General features: G+C 43.7%; 18 protein-coding genes. 8 read left to right on the top strand and 10 right to left on the bottom strand.

The window, feature by feature from the left end; all coding sequences use genetic code 11:
* The first annotated feature begins 3 nt into the window (after positions 1–3).
* Positions 4–915 carry a recombination-associated protein RdgC gene (gene rdgC, locus ALT761_RS03340; protein ID WP_013785423.1) on the top strand — a complete coding sequence of 304 codons (912 nt, stop codon included), beginning with the start codon at positions 4–6 and terminating at the stop codon, positions 913–915.
* Positions 916–1,034: 119 nt separating this feature from the next.
* Here rdgC and ALT761_RS03335 read toward each other — a convergent pair whose 3' ends face one another.
* Entirely contained in the window at positions 1,035–1,604 is a 570-nt protein-coding gene (locus tag ALT761_RS03335; RefSeq protein ID WP_129736542.1) for a helix-turn-helix domain-containing protein, read from the bottom strand.
* A 164-nt stretch (positions 1,605–1,768) separates the two neighbouring features.
* Here ALT761_RS03335 and ALT761_RS03330 point away from each other — a divergent pair, with 164 nt between their 5' ends.
* Positions 1,769–2,932, top strand: coding sequence for a benzoate/H(+) symporter BenE family transporter (locus ALT761_RS03330; RefSeq protein ID WP_129736540.1), 1,164 nt, complete (start codon positions 1,769–1,771; stop codon positions 2,930–2,932).
* 48 nt (positions 2,933–2,980) lie between these two features.
* On the opposite strand, the gene ALT761_RS03325 is transcribed toward ALT761_RS03330, so the two are convergent.
* On the bottom strand, positions 2,981–3,817 hold the full coding sequence (locus ALT761_RS03325; RefSeq protein ID WP_129736537.1) for an HDOD domain-containing protein: 837 nt from the start codon (positions 3,815–3,817) through the stop codon (positions 2,981–2,983).
* Positions 3,818–4,206: 389 nt separating this feature from the next.
* Here ALT761_RS03325 and ALT761_RS03320 point away from each other — a divergent pair, with 389 nt between their 5' ends.
* On the top strand, positions 4,207–5,913 hold the full coding sequence (locus ALT761_RS03320; RefSeq protein ID WP_129740551.1) for a dipeptidyl-peptidase 3 family protein: 1,707 nt from the start codon (positions 4,207–4,209) through the stop codon (positions 5,911–5,913).
* A 148-nt stretch (positions 5,914–6,061) separates the two neighbouring features.
* Here the strand turns inward: ALT761_RS03320 and ALT761_RS03315 are convergent, their stop codons facing one another.
* From ALT761_RS03315 to folB, 4 genes are all read right to left on the bottom strand, one after another.
* Positions 6,062–6,430 (bottom strand): histidine triad nucleotide-binding protein, encoded by a 369-nt coding sequence (locus ALT761_RS03315; RefSeq protein ID WP_126872461.1) that lies wholly within the window; start codon positions 6,428–6,430, stop codon positions 6,062–6,064.
* Between the two features lie 182 nt (positions 6,431–6,612).
* On the bottom strand, positions 6,613–7,413 hold the full coding sequence (locus ALT761_RS03310; RefSeq protein ID WP_057793864.1) for an undecaprenyl-diphosphate phosphatase: 801 nt from the start codon (positions 7,411–7,413) through the stop codon (positions 6,613–6,615).
* 8 nt (positions 7,414–7,421) lie between these two features.
* Positions 7,422–7,916, bottom strand: a complete 495-nt coding sequence (gene folK / locus ALT761_RS03305; RefSeq protein WP_129736534.1) for a 2-amino-4-hydroxy-6-hydroxymethyldihydropteridine diphosphokinase — start codon at positions 7,914–7,916, stop codon at positions 7,422–7,424.
* The gene (gene folB / locus ALT761_RS03300) at positions 7,916–8,269 is read right to left on the bottom strand and encodes a dihydroneopterin aldolase (protein ID WP_129736531.1); all 354 of its coding nucleotides are present in this window, start codon (positions 8,267–8,269) and stop codon (positions 7,916–7,918) included. Before folB ends, folK begins: the two co-directional genes overlap by 1 nt.
* A gap of 238 nt (positions 8,270–8,507) precedes the next feature.
* Between folB and plsY the strand changes: the two genes are divergently transcribed.
* Positions 8,508–9,110 (top strand): glycerol-3-phosphate 1-O-acyltransferase PlsY, encoded by a 603-nt coding sequence (gene plsY, locus ALT761_RS03295; protein ID WP_129736527.1) that lies wholly within the window; start codon positions 8,508–8,510, stop codon positions 9,108–9,110.
* 63 nt (positions 9,111–9,173) lie between these two features.
* Here the strand turns inward: plsY and ALT761_RS03290 are convergent, their stop codons facing one another.
* Entirely contained in the window at positions 9,174–10,517 is a 1,344-nt protein-coding gene (locus ALT761_RS03290) for an alkaline phosphatase family protein (RefSeq protein ID WP_129740550.1), read from the bottom strand.
* 72 nt (positions 10,518–10,589) lie between these two features.
* Complete coding sequence (tsaD, locus tag ALT761_RS03285; protein ID WP_129736524.1) at positions 10,590–11,603, bottom strand: tRNA (adenosine(37)-N6)-threonylcarbamoyltransferase complex transferase subunit TsaD; 1,014 nt, start codon at positions 11,601–11,603, stop codon at positions 10,590–10,592.
* Between the two features lie 536 nt (positions 11,604–12,139).
* Here tsaD and rpsU point away from each other — a divergent pair.
* The 4 genes from rpsU to rpoD all read left to right on the top strand — a co-directional run bounded on the left by rpsU (position 12,140) and on the right by rpoD (position 17,215).
* Positions 12,140–12,355, top strand: a complete 216-nt coding sequence (gene rpsU, locus ALT761_RS03280; RefSeq protein WP_012517258.1) for a 30S ribosomal protein S21 — start codon at positions 12,140–12,142, stop codon at positions 12,353–12,355.
* 339 nt (positions 12,356–12,694) lie between these two features.
* Entirely contained in the window at positions 12,695–13,141 is a 447-nt protein-coding gene (locus ALT761_RS03275) for a GatB/YqeY domain-containing protein (RefSeq protein WP_129736521.1), read from the top strand.
* A gap of 141 nt (positions 13,142–13,282) precedes the next feature.
* Positions 13,283–15,064, top strand: coding sequence for a DNA primase (dnaG, locus tag ALT761_RS03270; protein WP_013785436.1), 1,782 nt, complete (start codon positions 13,283–13,285; stop codon positions 15,062–15,064).
* Between the two features lie 324 nt (positions 15,065–15,388).
* Positions 15,389–17,215, top strand: coding sequence for an RNA polymerase sigma factor RpoD (rpoD, locus tag ALT761_RS03265; RefSeq protein WP_013785437.1), 1,827 nt, complete (start codon positions 15,389–15,391; stop codon positions 17,213–17,215).
* Positions 17,216–17,466: 251 nt separating this feature from the next.
* Here rpoD and ALT761_RS03260 read toward each other — a convergent pair whose 3' ends face one another.
* Together ALT761_RS03260 and ALT761_RS03255 are read right to left on the bottom strand one after the other, a co-directional pair.
* Entirely contained in the window at positions 17,467–19,086 is a 1,620-nt protein-coding gene (locus ALT761_RS03260) for a methyl-accepting chemotaxis protein (protein WP_129736519.1), read from the bottom strand.
* A 149-nt stretch (positions 19,087–19,235) separates the two neighbouring features.
* On the bottom strand, positions 19,236–20,393 hold the full coding sequence (locus ALT761_RS03255) for a topoisomerase IV (protein ID WP_129736515.1): 1,158 nt from the start codon (positions 20,391–20,393) through the stop codon (positions 19,236–19,238).
* Between the last annotated feature and the right edge of the window lie 2 nt (positions 20,394–20,395).

Raw genomic sequence — 20,395 nt, 5'->3', positions numbered from 1 at the left:
CAAATGTGGTTTAAAAATATAAAAGCCTACCAAATTACACAGCCACTTTCCCTTGACGATGGCGACCTAGAGCGCGTGCTAAGCGAGCAAGCATTCCGCCCTTGTAAGAGTCAAGACTTGGCCACTATGGGCTTTGCCTCCCCTTTCTCTCAAGCCGGTAAACAAGGCACCATGTTTCAGCGTGTTGGCCAACGTTACTGGCTTACTGTTAAGAAGCAGGAAAAGCTACTCCCTGCCGCGGTCATTAATGCCGAACTGGACGACATGGTTGCCAAAATTGAAATGGAAACCGGTTCACCTGTAGGTAAAAAAGCGAAAGCCGATCTTAAGCAGGAAATTCAAACTCGCTTATTACCTCAAGCGTTTACTAAAAACACTTATACCCATGGCTTTATATCGTTAGAAGATAATCTTGTAGCTGTTGATGCCTCTGCCGATGGCAAAGCTGAAGCCTTTTTAGCCTTGGTAAGAAAAGCCATTGGCTCACTGCCTGTTGTGCCTTTAGCTCGACACAGTTTGCAGTCTGAACTTACTCACTGGCTGACTGATGCTGCGCCAGATGGCATAGCGCTACTTGAAGAAGCCGAGTTTAAATCGACAGATGATGCCGGCAGTATTATTCGCTGCAAAAACCAGCCTCTGGATAGTGATGAAATCACGATTCATTTGGATGCAGGAAAGCTGGTACAAAAAGTCGCTTTTGAATACCAAGATACGCTAACGGCTGTTATTGCTGAAGACGGATCGTTAAAGCGTATTAAGTTTACCGACCGATTAAAAGAAGAGACTGAAGACATTCCTAAAGACCAAGTGGAAGCCCGCTTGGATGCTGAATTTGCCTTAATGTCTGCGGAGCTTTGTACTTTGCTAAACTTCTTGCGAGAAACGCTCAACTTGAATGACGCTAACACGTAATATCATTTTCAACTAGCGCATAACCAATACGTGTTGAGCAGTGCCTCATTGGCACCGCTCAACACTTTATTTATCTTACCCACCAGCTTTGCATCTAACCATTTGCCTGTCATCTGCCTCTACAGCACCGGATAGTGGATAATATTAATAAACTGGGTTTCCCCACTTTCGTCTTTATAGCCATGTACTTGATCGGCCTTTATTAAATACTGCTCGCCTGCCGTGATGGTTTTACTCTCATCGCCTTGCCTCAAGGTCAACCTGCCCTCAATACAATGAATATGCTCTGTCACCCCACTTTGATGGGCGGTAGAACGCTGTTCATGGAAGTGAGTTAGGGTAATTTCAAACACCTCAAAACCTTTGTTTACATCAAAAGGAAAAAGGGTTTTCACTTGCATGTTTGGGTCGTGAATAAAGCCGTGATTAACATCGAATTCAGACTGTGCGTTTGCCGCAATAAAGGAGGAAAACGAAGCATTCAACCCAGTCGCAATTTTCCACAAGGTAGCGATAGTAGGGCTTGATTCTTGCCGCTCTATTTGGCCTAACATAGCTTTAGATACGCCGGTTAGCGTAGCGGCTTTATCAAGAGACAAGCCCATATCATTACGTAATTGCTTCAAACGCGAAGAAATACTTAACGAAAAATCCCCCGCCTGTAGTGCATCGCTATTGTTCTTCATCATTCACTGCTTCTTATCGAATACCCACAAATAGAATCGATTGAGTATTTTAAAAACAAAACACCTTGTGCGCTATAACGCACACGTGTAAAGTAAGTTAAACTTGTACGTTATAACGCACAGAGTATGAAGTAATTTTGAAACGGGTTCAAATTGTTGGGGCAAAGATGAAATCAAAATGGCAGATTAGCCACATTTCTTCAGGGTTAACCGCAGTCACCGTTGGCTATAGCAGCGCCGTTGTTATTGTTATCGATGTTGCCCGTAAAGCGGGGGCAAGCCCTGATATGGTCATAAGTTGGCTTCTCGCATTAGGCCTAGGAATGGGTATTTCCTGTATTTTCTATTCTTGGCTAACAAAAATGCCCGTGGTCACCGCTTGGTCTACCCCAGGTGCGGCCTTTTTATTAGGGAGCGTTGAACAGTACAGTCTTCCCGAGAGTATTGGCGCCTTTATTATTTGCGCGTTGCTTTCACTGGTTACCGCGCAAAGTCGCAGTTTGCTCAATCAAATAAGCCGTATTCCGGCTAGTATCTCATCGGCGCTACTGGCAGGTATCTTACTGCCTATCTGTATTTCGATATTTACTGATGTAGAGCAACACCCCTACATTGTTGCCAGTTTTCTGGCTATCTATCTTGTTGGAAGCCGGTTTTTCCCTCGCTACCTTATGTTGTGCTTACTGGCTGTTTCTATCGTTACAAGTAGCTGGTTAAACGGCGAGCTCCCCTTAACACTTGCACTACCAACTCCCGTGTGGGTTAGCCCTGAGTTTTCAGTAACCGCCGCTATAGGGCTTGCCGTTCCCTTGTACATCATTACTACCCTTTCTCAGAATTTGCCCGGTATTGCGATACATCATGCCCATGGTTATCATCCCGACCATAAAAAAGTGCTAAGTGGCATTGCCATATTGCAGGGTGTGCTGGCACCGTTTGGCGGGTTCACGTTTAATCTAGCGGCAATAACTGCTGCCTTGTGTATGGGCGAAGAAGCAGACAAAGATAAAAGCCAGCGCTACAAAGCGGCTATTGCCGCAGGTATTGGCTACCTTTTTATGGGGCTACTCGCGTCTGTTGTGGTGGTGCTATTCGTATCAATGCCCCCTATTGTAGTGCATCTACTGGCTGGTCTTGCACTACTGGCCACTTTGCAAGCAGCCTTGGTCAAAACCGTAGAGAGCGACCAGTACCGTCACGCTGCCTTGGTCACCTTTTTATGTACGGCATCAGGCTTTAGTCTTTTATCCATCACGTCAGCGGTGTGGGGCCTTTTACTTGGCTTATTGTTAATGTTGGTTGAAAGCAACAAACAAAAAAGCCGAACATAAGTTCGGCTTCAGATAATCCTGCTTTACTAACATCATGCTAGTAAGGTGTTAGGCAAATATTTGTTTCGCCGCACCGGCAAGATCGGCAAATTCATCTGAGTGAAGTATCGCCACATCATCAATAACATCACGCTGTATGGCTAAATTCAAAACCGCATCTTTTTGACCGTCGATTGCGCCAGAAACGGCAGCGCCAACACGGACGAAATCTATGTAGGTAACCTGTTCAGGTATGTAGCTTAAATCTTTCCAGCATTTGGCTACATTCACAAACTCTTCACCGAACCCCCACTCTCGCATGATACTAGCGCCAATTCGGCCCGCTAGCTTGTCGATAGCCACTTCTAAAAAGGTTGGATTCGCAAACACTTCAGGATGTCTTTCTGCTTCGGTTAGAATAGGCAATACGCCAATGTTATGGGTTAACGCTGTTAGCGTCATAATATCCATACTCATTTCACGCTTTTTCGTGCGAGCGATATAAAGCTGCATGACCGCCATTGAATTAGCCACGATATTAACGGTATTCGCCCACTCTTTTTGTAGATAAGCACTCACTACATCGTTTTTAGAAACGAACAGCTGCTCCATCGCAAGCGCGGTTGAGATATTCTTGATTTGGCGTAAACCAATACGGGTTACCGCTTGGCTGATAGAGTTTACTTTGATACTGCGACCCATATAAGCGCTGTTCGCAATTTTAATCATTCTTGCGCTTAAGGAGGGGTCTTGTCCGATAACATCACCCATAGCACTTAGGTTGATATTAGGATCATCCGCTGACTTTCTCACTTTTAAAGCAATAGCCGGTAACGTAGGAAGTACGAGTGTGTCGTTTGTTATTTTTTCAACAAGAATTGTTGAGAGCGCATTTTGTGTAGACATATACCTACCCTTAGATATGTTTCAAATAGCCACTAAAAGGCAATGAATTTAAGATACCCGCGGTTACACTGTAATCCTTGTTTGCGAGTAAATGACCAAGTTGCAGTTGCTCAGAGTCTTACTATTCCACTATACGCTACGCATATGAAAAGCATAGCTTTATGATAGCAGGAAATCACATTCCCCTTATGTTATAACCGTTATTGAGCTCGAATAATATTGAACCTTTTACTAACTCAACATTGAATATGCATTATTACGCGTTATCAACAGTGTAGTACATATGCCTTTACATGAAACCTTGATACACATCAAAATGCCACTCGCTAACATGTTACTTTATTGTATATTCTTTACCTGCCAATAAATGTAGAACAGAAAACTTTATGATGAAATTATCACGCAAACATTACTCTACTCTTGCCGTGGCAGTTGCCACAAGTTTATTTATGAGCGCCTGCTCCAAGGCGCCAGAAGAAGCCGTATCACAAGCTAATACCACTGAAAAAGCTTCACAAACCGTATTACCTGACAGTACGCTTCTTGTGAATGAGTCTCGGTTATCTATTTATCATCCTGTTGAACTGACCAGCGACTTATCCCATTTAAGTGACAACCAACAAAAGATGATAGGTTTGCTCATAGATGCGTCTAAAATAATGGACGACCTGTTTTGGAAACAAGCCTTCTTCGGTGATAAAAATGCGTTTTTAAATAGTATTGAAAACGACGACGTTAAACACTTTGCTTCAATCAACTATGGCCCATGGGACAGATTGAACGGCGATAACGCGTTTCTTTCGGGCTATGAGGAGAAAGCCCTAGGTGCTGAATTTTATCCTCACAACATGACAAAGGCTGGCTTCGCGACCGCCACGTTTGATGACAAACAAGGCTTATACTCATTGGTGAAGCAAGATGAAGCTGGCAACCTTTACTCAGTGCCCTACTCTGAGGCGTACAAAAGTGAATTAACCGCTGCATCAAATATTCTTAAAGAGGCTGCTGAACTTGCCGAAGATTCAAGCTTTAAAGCCTACTTAACCCTACGTGCACAAGCATTACTTACCGACGATTACTTAGCCTCAGATATGGCGTGGATGGACATGAAGACCAATCCTGTAGAGTTGGTAATTGGTCCAATCGAAAGCTATGAAGACCAGTTATTTGGTTATCGCGCCGCCTTTGAAGCCTATGTCCTGGTAAAAGATTTAGCGTGGAGTGAAAAACTCGCAAAATACGCTGCTTTTCTTCCAGAGCTACAAAAAGGTTTACCTGTACCTGCTCAGTACAAAGCGGAAGTACCTGGCTCCGATGCCGACTTAAACGCCTATGACGTTGTGTATTACGCGGGGCATTCAAATGCTGGCAGTAAAACCATTGCGATTAACTTACCTAATGATGAGCGTGTACAGCTTGAAAAAGGCACCCGTCGTTTGCAACTTAAAAACGCGATGCGTGCCAAGTTCGACAATATTCTTATTCCTATTGCGGATATGTTAATTGCACCTGAGCAACGTGACCATATTACGTTTGATGCGTTTTTTGCTAACACCATGTTTCATGAAGTGGCGCATGGCTTAGGTATAAAAAACACCCTTGATGGAAGCGGTACAGTGAGAGGCTCACTAAAAGAGCACGCCTCTGCATTAGAAGAAGGTAAAGCTGACATTTTGGGTCTTTACATGATTCAAAGCTTGCTCGAAAAAGGTGAGATTTCAGAGGGTACACTTGAAGACTATTACGTCACCTTTATGGCTGGCATTTTCCGCTCAGTACGTTTTGGGGCATCTAGTGCGCACGGTAAGGCGAATATGATCCGCTTTAATTTCTTTGCACAAGAAGGTGCTTTTGAACAAACCGAAGAAGGTGTTTATCGCGTTAATGTTGAGAAGATGGGCGCAGCAGTAGCCGCATTATCTGAGCTTATTTTAACCCTGCAAGGTGATGGCGACTACGATGGTGTTGCTGAGCTTGTAGCCAGTATGGGCGTGATTAAACCACAGCTAGCGGCAGATTTAGCGCGCTTAGAGGCGGCAAACATCCCTGTCGATATTCACTTCGAACAAGGTAAAAAGGTACTTGGTTTGAACTAACCACTATCTATCGATATGCGGTTCATTAAACACTAGGCCAGTCAGTTGCCTATGTTAAGCAACTGACTGGCTATTTAAAGAACCATTCTACACTGAATGGTTCTTTAAAACGTTTTTCATCCTAAGGACTTTCTCGTCCAAACCCTATCTATTCCAAACGCTTTGCGGTATCAGTATATGGTGGCCAGCCCATGATTTTACCGGCTAGCACATGTAAATGTATGTGGTACACCGTTTGCCCACCAAACTCATTACAGTTCATTACCGTGCGGTAACCCTGCTCATCTACACCTAATTCACCCGCGACCTTTGCAGCCACATAAGATAGGTGCCCTACGACTTCCCTATCTTCTTTTGTAATGTCATTGATAGTAGGGATCGCTTTTTTCGGGATCACTAAAAAATGAACCGGCGCTTGCGGATTTATATCCCTAAACGCCAATGAGATATCATCTTCATAAAGGATATCTGCTGGTATTTCTTTATTGATAATCTTCGTAAAAATAGTGTCTAACATTGCGTACTCCCTGCATCAATTATTGTAACCATATTACATTGTTTACGCTTTAAAAGAGGCGTATTCCCTAGACAGGAATTCGCCTTATTGTATTACGCCAACCCAGTCATTTGCGACCCAGTCATTTGCGACCCAGTCATTTGTGACCCAGTCATTTGTGACCTTGCGTTTATAAGAACAACTTATGCAAAAACGAACCAAAGCAAGATGACGCCTAACAGTAAGCGGTAAATCACAAATGGCAGCATACCAATTCGTGATATCCAGCTAAGGAAAAGGTAAATACATAAGTACGCACTCACAAATGAAAACGCAGCGCCATAAAGCAACGCAGACCAATCAACCGCTTCGTTAGCTTGTAATAAATCAAGGGTGGCAAGCAAACCTGCGCCCAGAATAACGGGTATAGAAAGTAAAAACGAAAAGCGCGCACAACTCTCTCTATTTAACCCCAACATCAAACCTGCGGTCATGGTAATACCCGAGCGGGAAGTACCAGGAATAAGTGCCAGCACTTGTGCTAACCCAATCAACAATGCTTGTTTCCAATTAAGCGATGTTAATTCTTGGGTGCGTTTCGCAGTGGCGTCGGCATACCATAGGGCAAGGCCAAAAATAATGGTGGTAGCGGCAATAACAAGGGCGGTTCTGGCGTTAAGTTCTATCCAGTCTTTCATTACAAAGCCAATAATCACAGCAGGTATAGTCGCGATAATCACATACCATGCTAACTTACTGTCGGTGTTTTGCTCTTTTGTAAAACCCTTAGTTACCCAAGCCACTGTCATTTGTGCAATTTCTTGGCGAAAATAAATCATTACCGCCAGTAAGCTTCCCACGTGAACAGCAACATCAAACGCTAACCCCTGACTTACCCAGCCAAATAATTCTGCGGGCAGTAAAAGATGCCCAGAACTGCTGATAGGTAAAAATTCGGTAACGCCCTGAATAATGGCCAATATGATTATTTCGAACAGTGTCATTCCGTTGCTTAGCTCCAAGTAAAATTGATGGGCGAGAGTGTTTGTTTTTCTTTATCAAATGCCTGCCAAAGCGCCTCGTAGGTTTTGCCTTCAACAGGGTGGATATCGTTAGGGACCAATTCAGCTAACGGCCATAATACAAAGGCGTTATACAGAATCTCTTCCCTAGGTAGCACAACGGGTTCATGGGTAATTTGGTCGTCGTATGTTAGTAAGTCTAAGTCCAGTGTACGGGAACAAAATTTCTTTTCCCCGTGTTTACGGCCATTGTCACTTTCAATCTGACGAAAGGTATCTCGCACTTCAATAATACTCATAGAAGTAACAGCTTTCGCCACTAGGTTATAAAAGGCACTGCCATCGAAGCCGACTGACTCACTCTCATATACCGAAGAGTAACTAACATCATCGAAATGCAGTTTAAGCGCTTTAATACTTTCTCGTATGTAGTGCTCTTTGTCGATATTAGAACCCACACTGATTAAAATAGTATGACGCCCCACTAGGACTTTTCCTGATACATAGCCACTGCCACCGTTTGCGCATTAGGTAGAATATTCGGCTTCACAATTTTAAGACGAATGGCATGGGCCGGAAAGGTGGCTAGTACCTTGTTCATTACCGCACCACCAAATGCTTCTAACAGCATAAAACGACTGTTTTTTCCTACTTCGGTAATACAATCAGCCACGTCGGCATAGTTAATGGTGTCATCGACATTATCTGACTGCATTGCGGCATCTAGGTTAGCGTCGAGTTCAACATCGAGCAACAGCGTGGTTAAACGCTCTCGTTCCCAATCATACACACCAATAAGGGTATCGACAGCGAGCTCTGTTATATATATTTTTCCCATAAACCTTTTCATTCTTATGACCATACTGGTCTTACTACCACGTTAACTTCTTCTCAAAAGGTGGTATATCACTTTTGAATGGAGTAGCTTTACGTTTTACGTTATTCGCCATAGGGCGATGGTGGCACAACTATACCGTTGTACTGCAAGTGGGGGCAACACGCACAATAGCATTCGTCCCATATTATTAGTGTAGATATACGTTTAGTGTACAAAGCAGCAGGTTAAAGCAGCAATAATGATACTGTTAGCTCTATTAATGATTTGCGTAGCCTATTTGTTTGGCTCTTTATCGAGCGCGGTAGTTATCTGCAAAGCATTTTCTCTTCCCGATCCCCGCACTGCTGGTTCTAAGAACCCCGGCGCCACCAATGTATATCGAATTGGCGGCAGGATTCCGGCATTGCTGGTGCTGGTAATGGATATTTTAAAAGGGACTATTCCCGTTTATTCCAGCTACTTTTTAGGCTTAGATCCCGTACTTTTAGGCCTAGTCGCTATTGCCGCATGTTTAGGTCATATTTTCCCTTTGTATTTTGGCTTCAAAGGGGGCAAAGCAGTAGCAACGGCATTTGGTGCCATGTTACCTATTGGATTAGATTTAGCTGGCTTGCTTATTTTGAGCTGGGTTATTGTGGTATTTCTTACCGGCTATTCGTCACTGGGTGCATTGATGGCAGTAAGCCTTGCCCCGCTTTTCACTTGGTTAATAAAACCCCTTTACACCGTTCCAGTCATCATGCTCTCTTTACTAATTATCTTGCGGCATCGCGACAACATCAAAAGATTAGTCAGCCGCTCTGAGGGCAAAATTTGGGACAAAGGCAATACCAAAGAGTAAGCAAATCCACATTTGCGTACCCGTTATATTTTAACGTGGGCGTATGCTAAAGCATGCTAAGCATCATTGTTCTTTTAAACCTTCGCGCAACACTTTAACTTCACCATCGATAGGGGCAAGTAAGGCCAAGCCCATCACTTCAGCAAGCGCTGGGTATATTTCTAGATTACTGAAAGTTGGAAGTATTTTACCTTGTTTAAACGAAGGCCCGGACGCCACAAATAGTCCACCCATGTCTGGTAACGTATTGAGATAACCATGGCTACCTTTGCTCACATGAGTATCTCCTTCACTTTTAAACCGTGCAGGCGGGGCAGTCTCCATAATAATATCGCCGGTTCGTGCATTGTATTGTGAATGCCTGACATCGCGTTCAACGGAGTTAAGCACGATAAATTTCCCCTCAGCCAATACCCGGAGTCGATTTTTCTCATCTTCAATTTGCTCGTGTGTAACCTCTGGCTTTGCATATAGGCGCACTTGCGCACCATTGTTAAGCACCGTAAAGTCATCAGCAATATTTAAAGACTCAACCATAATCTGGTGGCTATCGGCTACGTTGGTCATACCGTGATCAGATACCACAACCAAATTAACGTCTATCGAAAGCGCATTTAAGCGGTCGTACAATTGACCGATTAGCTTATCTACCTTTGCAACAGCCTCTTTTGTTTTCTCCGACATAGGTCCTTCGTCGTGACCCACTGTGTCAGTCAATGAAAAGTAGCCTGAGACAAAAAGTGGCCTTGCAGCTTCCGGCAGGCTTAACCATTGAACGATTTGGTCTACCCGTTGTTGGTAATCTGCATGCTTCGAGTAGTGATAAAGATAAGTAGGCAGCGCTCCTGCTATTCTAGCGTCAGATTCAGGCCAGAAATAGGTTGCAGCTTTGTGCCCCTGAAACTCTGCCAAATGCCAAAGCGGCATCGCAGTAATCCAGCTGCTATCGCCTTGTGCCTTCCCCATAGAATATTGTGCGTAGCTACCCTCTTTGCTGGGTCGCAACTTGTCATGAAAACGATTATCGACAATGCCGTGGTGTATGGGTAGTAGCCCAGTAACAATAGAAATATGGTTGGGGAAAGTATTTGCGGGATAGACAGGTGTTAACGATCTGCTTCGCACACCAGCCTTAGCAATTCGTGCGAGATTCTTTGCATTATGCAGCTCGATGTAATCATGTCTAAACCCGTCTAAAGATATAAGAACCACATGATTTTTGCTACTTTCAGCCGACTGGCTTGAGGCCAGATTCTTAAGGCCAACCGCATTCTTATTAATGACGGTGTTATTAATTGCATGCTTATTAATAGCATGGGCACTAAAGGCCGCTAGCGACAACCAACTAGCGGTAAGTACCACGCCAATAAACTTTATTATGAGCCAAGCGCTATCACGAAAAAACACCACTAGATTTCCTACATGCTAAATAAACTTACTGACTATTTAGCATGATAATACCCCGTGATGACAACATTATTATACTGGCGCTAACGTATCCAGCGGCCATCGAGGTTTAGCTTGTGAAGAAAGCCCCAATACTTCACCGGCTTTCAAACGCTGCATACCTGCATAAGCTATCATGGCGCCGTTGTCGGTACAGTACGCTAAGTTAGGATAGAAAACCTCACCGCGTAAATCATCCATCAAGGTTTTCATTTGTGTACGCAACATGGTATTCGCGCTTACTCCACCGGCAATCACTAAGCGCTTCATACCCGTTTGCTTGAGTGCTCGCTTACACTTAATAATAAGCGTATCGATAACCGCTTCTTGAAACGCGTATGCAATATTAGCTTTGGTTTGCTCGTTGTCATCCGCAGCACGGATGGTATTAGCTGCAAAAGTTTTCAAGCCGCTGAAGCTGAAATCTAAACCTGGGCGGTCTGTCATTGGCCTTGGGAATTTGTAGTGTCCTGGCTCGCCTTTTTCTGCCAGCTTGGCTAATAAAGGCCCGCCTGGGTAATCAAGCCCCAGTAGTTTGGCGGTTTTATCAAAGGCTTCACCGGCTGCGTCATCAATAGACTCACCAAGAACCTCGTAGCTGCCTATACCTTCTACTTTTACCAACATAGAGTGGCCGCCCGATACCAGCAATGCAATAAAAGGAAATTCAGGCGCGTTATCTTCTAACATGGGGGCGAGTAAATGCCCTTCCATGTGATGTACACCAACTGCGGGTACACCCCACGCGTAAGCTAACGAACGCCCCACGGAAGAACCTACTAGTAACGCACCAACAAGACCAGGGCCTTGGGTGAACGCTACGCCGTCTAATTCATTAGGTTGGGTGTTAGCATCACTAAGCGCTTTTTCGATAAGCGGGATAATTTTTCTAACATGATCCCGTGACGCAAGTTCAGGCACTACACCGCCGTAATCGGCGTGTAATTTAACTTGGCTGTATAATTCGTGTGACAATAATCCCGCAGTATCGTCATAAACGGCGATACCCGTTTCATCACAAGAAGTTTCTATTCCTAATATACGCATACTATTCCTAATATTTGCATTGAGCCAAACCTTACTTTTACATCTTTAACAACAATGTTTACGGTATAACAAACACCAATGGCTTGCTTAGTTGTCGAACCTGTCGAGCACAAGCTATAGCCGAATCGCAAGTATTGAGCATAATCAGCATCATTTACCCTGCAATAGGTTAGTTGAGTTACCTCAGTAATTATTGCAACAAAGTTTATTACAATAGATCAGCACCTGACCTGTTTGATCATCTGCGATCTGTGATATGATCCACTCAACCAATGCGGGATCGCGCTGAATTCTTCTTCTCACGCAGACAGATAAAAGGTATTACCTTGTCTCAGAGGGCGCAGAGTTTACCTTTATTCCGCATATCTTGGAATGGTGCTTCGTTTATTTGCGCAATATTGCCTATTTTTTGGCAATTCAGTCTTTACTTTCTGTTCGGAAATGATTAGAATTTCGCACCATTTTTAACCCGGGTGGCCTTTTTAGCGCTCAATTTCCCGGAATTATACAGCAAAAGTTTTGAGGTGAGTGTTTAAATGCCTATCGTTAAAGTTAGAGAAAACGAGCCGTTTGATGTAGCGCTGCGTCGTTTTAAGCGTTCTTGTGAAAAAGCAGGCGTATTGTCTGAAGTTCGTCGTCGTGAGTTCTTCGAAAAGCCTACTTGGGAACGCAAGCGTAAGAAAGCCGCTGCGAAAAAGCGTCATCTAAAGAAATTAGCTCGTGAAAACGCACGTCGCGTAAAACTCTACTAATACAGGGTTAAGTTACGAGTCTGAAAGGTGTTGCAATTGCAGCACCTTTCGCGTTTCTGGGGTACAGAAAATTCTTCATTGGCACTTGTTGTTATTTATTTGCAGCTCGGCGGTCATTAATATGCAGCCCGGTGTTGAATATTAAAAAAGTCTGTTGGAAGCCATTGATTTTAATAGGTCACTGACTCGCCTGTTATCGATAGTGTATGTCCTTTTATGGGTATCCCTACATAAAATATTTTTTTTACTTTTACTGTTTTACTTTTTTCTTTATACCTTTTTTTATACCTTATAGTGACAACCCTTCTTTGTTGAAACTTTACTTAATTTGGGAGCATCATGGCTTTAATCGACGATTTAAAATCTGCACAAAAAGATGCAATGCGCGCTAAAGCAAAATTACGTCTAGGCACCATTCGCATGGCAATAGCCGCCATTAAGCAACGTGAGATCGACGAGCAAATCACCTTAGGTGATAGCGACATTCTTGCAGTACTAACCAAGATGGTTAAACAGCGTCAAGATGCCGCATCTCAGTTTGACGCCGCAGACCGTGATGACTTGGCCAGTAAAGAGCGTGAAGAGATTCTTGTGTTAGAAGGTTTTCTTCCACAGCCTTTAACCGAAGACGAACTTGCCGCCTTAATTGAAGAAGCTATGGTAAGTACCGGTGCTCAAGGCATGCAGGACATGGGTAAAGTAATGGGTAGCTTAAAACCACAAGTGCAAGGCCGCACAGATATGGGCGCACTAAGCGCTAAAATAAAAGCCCGTTTAAATGCCTAAGTATCGATAAAAATCGAGCGGTAGTAATAGACCTAGCCAGGTTTGTGTAATCGCAAACCTGGCATTTTCATTATTTACCTTCCCTGTTACAGTACTTTTTTGTGCTACCCTAATTACCGTTATAAGCTTTAGTGTCTCCCCATGGCCGGAAAAATACCTCGCGATTTTATTGATGATCTTCTCTCACGTACCGATGTTGTAGACATTGTTGATAGTAGGGTGAAGTTAAAAAAAGCGGGCAAAAATTATCAAGCTTGCTGCCCTTTTCATAATGAGAAAAGCCCTTCTTTTACCGTAAGCCAAGAAAAGCAGTTCTATCATTGTTTTGGTTGTGGTGCGCACGGCAACGCTATTTCCTTTTTGATGGAGTTCGACCGCCTTGAATTTGTTGAGGCCATTGAAGAACTCGCCAAACTCTATGGACTAGAAGTGCCGAGAGAGAAAGGTCACTTACCTGTTGTTAGCGAAGAGAAAAAGCAACAGCAGCAAGACGACTACTCACTAATGGAACAAGTTGTTCGCTTTTTTCAACACCAATTAAAACAAAATGAAAATAGTGGTAAAGCCATAGATTATCTAAAAAGCCGTGGGCTTAGTGGCGATATCGTTAAGCAATGGGAAATCGGCTATGCACCCGATAGTTGGGATGCGTTGCTAAAAACGTTTGGCAAAGATCAAGCCCGAGTAAAGCAGCTTATCGACTTAAAATTAGTTAATCAGAACGACCAAGGCAGACGCTACGACTTCTTTCGCGACCGAATTATGTTCCCCATTCGGGACAAGCGAGGCCGCGTTGTTGGTTTTGGTGGCCGTGTATTAGAAGACGGTGGCCCTAAATACTTAAACTCCCCTGAAACCCGTATTTTTCATAAAGGCAGCGAGCTATTTGGTTTTTACCAAGCTCGTCAACAGAACCGTCAGCTCGACGCAGTACTCATTGTTGAAGGTTATATGGACGTGGTGGCGTTAAGTCAGTTTGGTATTAACCAAGCAACGGCTGCACTTGGCACCGCCACCACGGCTGAACATATGCAAATGTTAGTGCGCGCAACCCCGCATATTGTTTGTTGTTATGATGGCGACCGTGCAGGTCGAGAAGCGGCGTGGCGCGCATTAGAAAATGCTCTGCCTGCTTTGAAAGACGGTGTCAGACTGTCTTTCTTATTCTTACCTGACGGCGAAGACCCAGATACTATGGTAAGAAAAATTGGTAAAGATGCCTTCATGGAAATGCTTGATAATGCTATGCCATTGTCACGCTTCTTCTTCGAAAATCAATTGAAAACACATAAAGTGGGTACACCGGAAGGTAAAATAGCGCTTCGCAAAGCAGCCATGCCGTTAATTGAGAGTGTGCAGGGTGACGACCAAAAGCAAATGCTATTAGAAGAGCTTGCTAAACACACCGGTGAATACGATAGATTTAAGTTACAGCAAGATATATCCAAAGCGAACCACGCCAGTAGCAAACCCGCATATTCAGCGAATAGAAATCAAGTAGGTAAAGCTCGCTTGTCACCGCTACGCATGCTGATTAGGTTACTGCTAGACTCTCCCTCGTTAGCCACACGTTGTGATGACGTGCAACCTTCGGTATTTGAAGGGAGTGACGCAACTGGGATGGACCTGTTATTGGATATTCATCGCTATTGTGCCCAATATCCCCAAGCAACCACTGCTCAGCTAGTTGAAAACTTCCGCAATCATCCCCATTCTTCTACTATCGCGAAATTATTGTTACAAGAACATCTTGTTAAAGACGAGGATGCTGAGCGTGTTTATAGCGACAGTTTTGCTCGATTACTCGATTGGCATTTCGATAGCCGCATAGAAACTTTAATTTCCCGCTCTCGGGTTCAACCACTCACTCAAGTGGAAAAAGAGGAACTGAACTTGTTAATGAAGGAGCGCCAGAAAAGCTGACCATAAGGTCGAGGCTAATAACTGGCTAAAAAAACAGCCGTCAATCTGGTAAAACCATTAGTAATTCTGCTATACTGGCTAATTCGCTGCACGCAAGCTTATAAGCATAAATGTGAACAAATTTGCAGCAATGTCAGTAGCAATTATAAAGCCGAACAAAACGGGCAGAACCAAACCCGGGCAGGTGTGCACCGTTTAATATGACGTGACACCGAGCGGAAGCGGCATTGATACAACAGTAGTACTACAGAGAAATAATGTACATACCTCTTTGGTATGGGTATTTCTATTGCAAACTAATTGAATGTGAGAAGTGTAGGTTATATGGCGCAAAGCAAGCAGTCTCAGATTAAACTCCTGATTGCAAAAGGTAAAGAGCAAGGTTACTTAACCTTTGCAGAAGTTAACGACCACCTGCCGCAAGATATTGTCGATTCTGATCAAATTGAAGATATTATTCGCATGATCAACGACATGGGAATTCAAGTTTCTGAATCTGCTCCAGATTCAGACGAACTTCTCATGCAAGAAGCAACCGCCGATGAAGACGCAGCCGAAGCTGCGGCTCAAGCGCTTGCTACAGTAGAAAGCGAAATTGGGCGCACCACCGACCCTGTGCGTATGTATATGCGTGAAATGGGTACGGTTGAGCTTCTTACTCGTGAAGGCGAAATTGAAATTGCCAAGCGTATAGAAGATGGTATTAACCAGGTTCAGTGCTCTGTTGCTGAATACCCTGAAGCCATCACCTATTTGCTCGATCAATGGGACTTGTACGAAGCAGAAGAAATTCGCATTAGCGACATTATTTCTGGTTTTGTTGACCCGAATGATGATCAAGATCTTGCTCCTACGGCCACGCACATCGGCTCTGAACTTTCAGAAGAAGAACTGGAAGATGAAGATGATGACGATGATGAAGAAGACGAAGATGAAGGCGGTGTAGATCCTGAATTAGCCCGTGCTAAGTTTGGTGCACTTCGTGATCAATACATCAAAGCACGTGACGTTATCGAGAAGAAAGGCCGCTCTCATGCCGCCGCTCGTGAGCAAATCAATGCATTGAGTGAAGTCTTCAAAGAATTCCGTCTAGTGCCTAAGCAATTTGATCGTATGGTTAAAAACATGCGTTCAATGATGGACAAAGTGCGTATCCAAGAACGTCTTGTCATGAAGTTCTGTGTTGTTAACGCTAAAATGCCTAAGAAAGATTTCATTAAGGCATTTGCAGGAAACGAAACGTCTTCTGCTTGGTTAACAAAAGCGATTAAAGCTAACGCAGCTTATTCTGACGCATTAGCCGTTAATAAAGAAGAAATTGAACGCTGTATTAGCAAGATGAACCAGGTTGAACAAGAAACTGGTTTGGTTATTGCTGATATCAAAGACATCAACCGTCGTATGTCAATTGGTGAAGCAAAAGCTCGCCGTGCGAAGAAAGAGATGGTTGAAGCTAACTTACGTTTGGTTATTTCAATTGCTAAGAAATACACCAACCGTGGTTTGCAATTTCTTGACCTTATTCAGGAAGGTAACATCGGCCTGATGAAGGCGGTAGATAAGTTTGAATATCGCCGTGGTTATAAGTTCTCAACTTATGCTACCTGGTGGATTCGTCAGGCAATTACCCGTTCTATTGCCGACCAAGCGCGTACTATCCGTATTCCTGTGCACATGATTGAAACGATTAACAAACTTAATCGTATCTCTCGTCAAATGCTACAAGAAATGGGTCGTGAGCCAACACCTGAAGAATTATCTGAACGCATGCTTATGCCAGAAGACAAAATTCGCAAAGTGTTGAAAATTGCTAAAGAGCCAATCTCTATGGAAACGCCAATTGGCGATGATGAAGATTCGCATCTAGGTGATTTTATCGAGGACAGTACCATTATACAGCCCCTCGATTCTGCGACCGGCGGTAGCCTTAAAGACGCAACACAAGAAGTGTTGGCAGGGCTTACAGCACGTGAAGCGAAAGTACTTCGCATGCGTTTCGGTATCGACATGAATACTGACCATACACTTGAAGAAGTGGGTAAGCAGTTTGACGTTACCCGTGAGCGTATTCGTCAAATTGAAGCGAAGGCATTGCGTAAGCTACGTCACCCTAGTCGCTCTGAGCAGCTACGAAGCTTCTTAGACGAGTAGAATACTCGCGAGTAATAAAACAGTTAAAAATCCCCTGCTTTGTCAGGGGATTTTTTTTATCTGAATTAGCGCTAAGCGGTGGCACAAAATAGTCACTTGCAACAGCCAACATGGTTACTTGTCAAAGTAATTACGTTTCATTTGCGGCGCTAATTATTCAGTCGCTCGCAATTTGTACTGGGCGATACGACTTAATGCCAGATACAAAAACGCCCTCAATGTTGAGGGCGTTTTTAATGTTTGGTTAGCGGTTATACACGGAACTGCTTTGCTATCAATTCTAAATGCTGTGCTAAATCGGCAAGTTCGTTACACATAACACCTAATTCACCCGAACGACTAGAGGTTTGCTCTGTACGTTGGTGAATCTCTTCAACATGCCTAACAATGTCTACCGCCACTGTACGCTGATCTTCAGTGTTGTGCGCAATCTGTTCGTTCATTTGATTAATGCGACCGATTGTACTGGTTATCGTTTCTAAACTAACACCGGCTTTATTAGCTGTTTCAACACTATTGGTTGCTTGCTCGGTACCGCGAGACATCACTTCTACAGCCGAATGCGCTGCGCTCTGTAGCTGCTCAATGGTGCTTTGAATTTCTTCAGTCGATTGTTGGGTACGTGATGCTAATGTACGAACTTCATCAGCAACAACGGCGAAACCACGCCCTTGCTCGCCGGCTCTAGCTGCTTCAATAGCGGCATTAAGTGCCAGTAAGTTAGTTTGCTCAGCAATACCTTTAATCACGTCGAGTACCGAACCAACTTTATTAGAATCTGACTCAAGGCGCCCAATCACGTCAGCGGTTTCACGCACGTTTTCGGCTAACTGCTGAATACTAGAAACGGTTTGTTGTACTATTAGACGACCTTCGCCAGCAGCGCTAGTCGCTTCGTTAGCATCACCTGCAGCTTGCGCAGCACTGTGTGCCACACCGTCGACCGAACCACTCATGGTATCAACCGCTAGTTTGGCGTTTTGTGCAGACTGCTGTTGAATATCAATAGTGCGTTGAGTTTCTTCCGTTAGGCCGCGAAGGTTTTGCGCCAAGTTTGATAACGGCAAACTTGCCTCAACCACGTCTTTCACCACACCTTGCAGTTTATCCATGAACTGGTTAAACCAATAAACCAATTCACCAATTTCATCTTCACTCTTCGTTGCGATACGAACGGTCAAATCACCGTTTTCTTGGGCAATATCTTTAAGCGAGCGCACTACATCGTCAATGCTTTGCTTGATACCTCGAACGATGGGCACAGCGGTAGCAAACAATAACAAGGTGACGACGATAGTCATTACCACACCGGTACTAATAAGTGAGGTATTCGCGGCGTTGGTTCTTTCAAACGATTCAACAAAAGCGGCCTGTTGCTCGTCTCTAAAATTCGACATAGAGGCAATAACGGCGTCATATGAGCCATTCATCTGCGACGATAATTGACCTAAACGGCTAAAATCAGCAGTGCCATCAACCATAGATTGAGATACACCGAAAGCCACTTCGAAGTAATCATCAAATCCCTGGGAAATCTTGGATATCGCGGGACCGAATTCAGGACTAATTGCTTTAATCTCATCAAGCCCTGCTTTTGCATCAGAGGCTAACTCACTCGCAGCGCTTAATGTATCTTGATCGCCTGTGGTCACCGCGCTACTCAATGTATCTCTCACTTTTTGCATATCTACCAAGGTAGAAGCAGACAATTGAAGTGCGGGGAACTGAACGTTTTCAACTTTCTCTAGGGTGTCGCCATTGTTCAGAGCAACGTAAACCGTAATTAAGAGGTAAATAATAAAGCTTAGTGCAGCAATTCCTGGTATCAGGAAAATCTTTGTTGCGATGGGCATTTTTTTTAGAAAATTCATTTTTATCTCACCAATTACGTCACGTTACTTTAGGCACGGCCACAAATCATGGCTTTGTATTTCTATATCTTCACATTTTCGAAAAACTTTAGAAATATCTTAGCCCCACTCATTACTGAGCGGGGCCTAAACTTTATTACAAACGAAGACTAGAAAGTGTAGTTAACGCCCACTCTTAATAGAGTCGCATCATTCGCGTCGTTTGCGTCGTCTTCGAACCAAGTGACCTCACCTTTAACCGCGAAACCTGGCTCGACATCGTAACGTAAACCGGCGGTTAATGCGGATGTATCTTCTAAAGTTGATGCTGCTACAGCTGCAAAACCTTGATACAACGATGACCATGTCCCATCAGTGGCAGCATCGCCTGTAGAAATAGTTGAAGGAACATCATTTAAGTAAGTTGCAACATCATCAGGATCTGATTCTTTGTGTTCATAAGTAATGTGCGGAGTGAACTTACCAAAACGCATTCCCGCGGTAACATACCAAGCATCATCATTTGCGATAGGGGCCTCATCAAACGAAATGTGAGTATATTCTGCACCTACAAACCAATCGTACTTATCTATATTGACAGCAAGTTCGAAGAAACCAACCGTATCGTCATCTACTAAGAAGTTGTTTGAAAAGTCAGTGACAGTAGGAACAACGGCAGAAAATGAATTAATGCTATCTGTTAAAAAATCAAGATCTTCATTTGGACTAGTAAATTTAGCTTGCGCATAAATAGTACGAATATTGAACCAGTCACGCGTCGCTTCAAAAGAAATACCAGTAAGGTTTTCCGCCTCTACTTCATCAGCCTCCCCACGTCCTGCAAAAGCCTGGATACCATATTCCCAGTCACCCGCGTAGTTGCTGTAGTCGTAACGAACGCCGTCCATATTGTTAATAAGTACGCCGTAAACTGAATCAGGTGGTGTTAACCAGTGGTAAGAATAACCTACATCCAAAGAAGCAGAATATTTGAAAAATGGTAGGCGAACTCTTCCAGCACTGATACTCGAGTTATTTGAAAGTGCATATGTCATGTATGCCCATTCGAAACTTGCATCGTAATCGTCACTTCCACGACCAACAAGTTGCGCGGTTGCAGAAAGCTTCTCACTAACATCACCACGAACTTGAAGTCCAAAAACACTCGCAGGCTCGAAATTAAAATCGCTATCGTAACCGTATACAGCTTCGTCATCATCTAGTGTCATTCCACCAATAAGGTTGGCGAATCCATTGATTTTTATGTCTGCAACCGCCGGCATGGCAAGTAAGCTAGCAACTGATAAAAGGGCAAGTTTGGTTTTCATGT

The organism is Alteromonas sp. 76-1 (genome assembly GCF_900654235.1).
In the GTDB taxonomy this organism is placed as follows: domain Bacteria; phylum Pseudomonadota; class Gammaproteobacteria; order Enterobacterales; family Alteromonadaceae; genus Alteromonas; species Alteromonas naphthalenivorans.
Note: the sequence above shows the minus strand (reverse complement) of the source record. Positions and strands in the feature narration are given on the sequence as shown.

Bases quoted from the DNA above. Each gene is read 5' to 3' on its own strand.
- rdgC (WP_013785423.1), top strand. From the start codon at position 4: ATGTGGTTTAAAAATATAAAAGCCTACCAAATTACACAGCCACTTTCC.
- ALT761_RS03335 (WP_129736542.1), bottom strand. From the start codon at position 1,604: ATGATGAAGAACAATAGCGATGCACTACAGGCGGGGGATTTTTCGTTA.
- ALT761_RS03330 (WP_129736540.1), top strand. From the start codon at position 1,769: ATGAAATCAAAATGGCAGATTAGCCACATTTCTTCAGGGTTAACCGCA.
- ALT761_RS03325 (WP_129736537.1), bottom strand. From the start codon at position 3,817: ATGTCTACACAAAATGCGCTCTCAACAATTCTTGTTGAAAAAATAACA.
- ALT761_RS03320 (WP_129740551.1), top strand. From the start codon at position 4,207: ATGAAATTATCACGCAAACATTACTCTACTCTTGCCGTGGCAGTTGCC.
- ALT761_RS03315 (WP_126872461.1), bottom strand. From the start codon at position 6,430: ATGTTAGACACTATTTTTACGAAGATTATCAATAAAGAAATACCAGCA.
- ALT761_RS03310 (WP_057793864.1), bottom strand. From the start codon at position 7,413: ATGACACTGTTCGAAATAATCATATTGGCCATTATTCAGGGCGTTACC.
- folB (WP_129736531.1), bottom strand. From the start codon at position 8,269: ATGGGAAAAATATATATAACAGAGCTCGCTGTCGATACCCTTATTGGT.
- plsY (WP_129736527.1), top strand. From the start codon at position 8,508: ATGATACTGTTAGCTCTATTAATGATTTGCGTAGCCTATTTGTTTGGC.
- tsaD (WP_129736524.1), bottom strand. From the start codon at position 11,603: ATGCGTATATTAGGAATAGAAACTTCTTGTGATGAAACGGGTATCGCC.
- rpsU (WP_012517258.1), top strand. From the start codon at position 12,140: ATGCCTATCGTTAAAGTTAGAGAAAACGAGCCGTTTGATGTAGCGCTG.
- ALT761_RS03275 (WP_129736521.1), top strand. From the start codon at position 12,695: ATGGCTTTAATCGACGATTTAAAATCTGCACAAAAAGATGCAATGCGC.
- dnaG (WP_013785436.1), top strand. From the start codon at position 13,283: ATGGCCGGAAAAATACCTCGCGATTTTATTGATGATCTTCTCTCACGT.
- rpoD (WP_013785437.1), top strand. From the start codon at position 15,389: ATGGCGCAAAGCAAGCAGTCTCAGATTAAACTCCTGATTGCAAAAGGT.
- ALT761_RS03260 (WP_129736519.1), bottom strand. From the start codon at position 19,086: ATGAATTTTCTAAAAAAAATGCCCATCGCAACAAAGATTTTCCTGATA.
- ALT761_RS03255 (WP_129736515.1), bottom strand. From the start codon at position 20,393: ATGAAAACCAAACTTGCCCTTTTATCAGTTGCTAGCTTACTTGCCATG.